The sequence below is a fragment of the Peribacillus sp. SIMBA_075 genome, assembly GCF_046534585.1.
The window spans coordinates 1-267 of sequence record NZ_JAWRYN010000740.1 but is presented as its reverse complement, the minus strand read 5'-3'; the positions used below and the strand labels follow the sequence as shown (position 1 = coordinate 267).

The 267-nt window shown below is 35.6% G+C and carries 1 protein-coding gene; it reads left to right on the top strand.

Features of this window, described 5'->3' with window-relative positions; genetic code table 11:
* Positions 1-267, top strand: a 267-nt coding sequence (locus SB775_RS30180; protein ID WP_410864931.1) for a GNAT family N-acetyltransferase, incomplete at both ends; no start/stop codon positions are given.

The following is a 267-nucleotide window of genomic DNA, read 5'->3' as shown; positions in this document are numbered from 1 at the left end:
CTGAATTACTTCCTGATCTTATAGAAATCGCTAGTGAAGCTTTTGGAGATTCGGCAGCAAATACATCCACATGGTTACAAAAGATGATGAATTCATCTTCCCATCAAGTTTACAGTGCTCTTATCGATGAAAAAGTGATAGGAACGATTACAGTTACTGAGCAAGAGCAATCTACTACACTATCAGGATTTGCAGTTCATCCTTCTTATCAAGGTAAAGGATATGGTAAAGATATTCTTAGTTATATGGTACATACACTTATTACAG